A 2,142-nucleotide genomic window follows, 5' to 3' on the forward strand; every position below is an offset into this window, starting at 1 on the left:
CCGCATTTTTCGCATCATCCTGATGTAGATTATTTTGCGTTTTATGTGCATCAGGTTGTGGCTCACTGGTTTGAGGGGTAATTTCTGTGTTGGCTAGCTTGTGATCAGGTTCACTCACCGAGGTATTTTCGGGAGTAGCATTGGCCTCTGTCGGCAAACGGCTTTGCATTAGGGCATGGCAGGCAGGATCGGCCTCGGTAACTTGTAGCCAAATATCTGCCGCCTGTTCAGCTTGTTGGCTGAGAAAATGTGGGTACAAAGGGGTATCAAGGATCACCCAGCTGTTGCGTGGCAGGTCTAGGCGAGCGAGTGCCTTGCTCAGCCAATCTTCGGGCAGTGAATTGAGTGCCTGAATGTTATTGATAAGGCCAAAAGGCAATAATTGGAGACCAGCATGTTCGGTGGTAAAGGCGGCATGATGCCAAGGCTGCTCTTGCGTCATGGCATTAGCCCAGCCGGTTGGTTCGCTAAAAGGCAGCCCAAGATGTTGGCCAAGCAGGTTATTGGGGCTTAAATCCCACAGTAATACTGGATAGTTTAAGCTCTGAAGTGCGGCTGCCAGCCCTGCGGCGACGGTTGTTGCACCGCATCCTCCGCGAATCCCTTGAATAGCAATCACTGGCATAGCGCATATCCTTTGTGTGGTCAGTTACAGACGGTGTTTATCTTGGCATCATGCTCAACTTTTTTTTACCGTTGATGGCTGTGTTATCGCTTCATCAACAGACTCTGCGAGCAGCGGCCAGCGCTGTGTTATTTGTTTGATTGCCTGAATATCTTTTACTTCAAGGTACTGCATTTGATTCATACTGTAGCAGTGGATCAGGTTAGCCACATCATCACCGACGACATATTGTTTTGTTATCTTATCCATCACTCATTCCTCAGATGCTTACGGACTTCCTGTAAATTCAACACCCAAATGCCGCATATGAATGGAACAAGGATAGGTTAACGGTGCGTCGGCAATGCACGGCGGTTTGAAATAGGTTTATTAGATGCCGTCATCGTAAGAATAATGTTAGTTGCAGATTCTACATAACCCAAGGTAAATGTAGACTTTATGGCACTGTTAGTCTATTTGTTTTGCATATGTGTTATGTTTAAAAATAACGCACTTTTAGCAAAAAAATACAAAATAAGCACAGTGTTTTATTATTATTGATATGAGAGTACAACGCACAGTTATATTTCATTTGTTAAACGCCATTTTTGTGACAAATGATTGTTTAATAAGGTTGTATTGTAGATAAGCCCTATGCATTGAGAACTCAATATAATGAATGATACGTTCCAATTAGCGATTGATGGGTTACCTACCAGCTTCACCGAACTGCGTGAAGGCGGAGTGTATTGGGTGACCGCAGATCACCCTCCCATTGCTGAGCTGTTAATTGTCACGTTTTTACAGCGTTTTGAGCCCAATACTCGCTACTATTTTTCCACCGCGTTACCGCTTGGCGAGTCTTATCAAGCGGTACTGAAAAATGAGCAGCTTGTTGGTGATATATTTCAGTTGGAACAAGATAGTCAGGGGAAATGGCTAAACCGTTTTCCAAATGAAATGCGCTGGTTTGGCCTCAAGCGGCTAGACATTATTATTGTGCAGTATCAGGCCGCCTCTTTAGAGAGCAGTGAAGTGGCCGGGTTACAAAAAGATATACAGGCACTTTCGCGCTGGGCAGAGGATAAAGCGCTGACCGTATTGGTGGTGGGCGTAGGGGCGAATGTTCAGCAACAGCGGCAGGGGTTGAATCAGTGTAATCCGTGGTTAGCCGGTTGTGTACACTTGAGCCGCCAAGCTGAGTTAATTGAGTATGATTTAGCATACTGGCGCAATGCGCTAGGCGTGTCGGCCGGCGTGAGCGTGAAACTCTCTGTTCAGCAAAATCGGTTGGCATTGCATACGTCTGAAAATGATCTGGTGCTTGGCTCTCTGGCCGATGAAGATCAAATTTTAGCCATACAGAGTGTGTTGGCCGGAACTATTGCTCCTTCCCGCCACTGGAAATTGTTTGTTGATAAACCGACATTGCTAGCCGCTGCACGACAGGCTGTGAATGCCACTGTGATTTTTGCGATCACCGAAACGGCGCAAACTGACAGTCTTGCGCGCGAGATTTATCAGTTACGCAGTGAACG

General features: G+C 46.2%; 3 protein-coding genes. 1 reads left to right on the top strand and 2 read right to left on the bottom strand.

Annotated elements, in window-relative coordinates; genetic code table 11:
• A partial coding sequence (locus tag ACRC27_RS11930; protein WP_438639967.1) for a cellulose synthase operon protein YhjQ/BcsQ occupies positions 1–625 on the bottom strand: 625 nt, incomplete at its 3' end.
• Positions 626–679: 54 nt separating this feature from the next.
• A complete protein-coding gene (bcsR, locus tag ACRC27_RS11935) occupies positions 680–874 on the bottom strand; it encodes a BcsR/BcsP family cellulose biosynthesis protein (RefSeq protein WP_438622575.1) in 195 nt (64 codons plus the stop codon).
• A gap of 405 nt (positions 875–1,279) precedes the next feature.
• On the opposite strand from bcsR, the gene ACRC27_RS11940 reads away from it, so the two are divergent.
• Positions 1,280–2,142 (top strand): BcsE family c-di-GMP-binding protein (locus tag ACRC27_RS11940; RefSeq protein WP_438639968.1); only part of this gene is annotated, 863 nt, incomplete at its 3' end.

Source organism: Plesiomonas sp. (assembly GCF_051650925.1).
Lineage (GTDB): Bacteria > Pseudomonadota > Gammaproteobacteria > Enterobacterales > CAMTGL01 > Plesiomonas.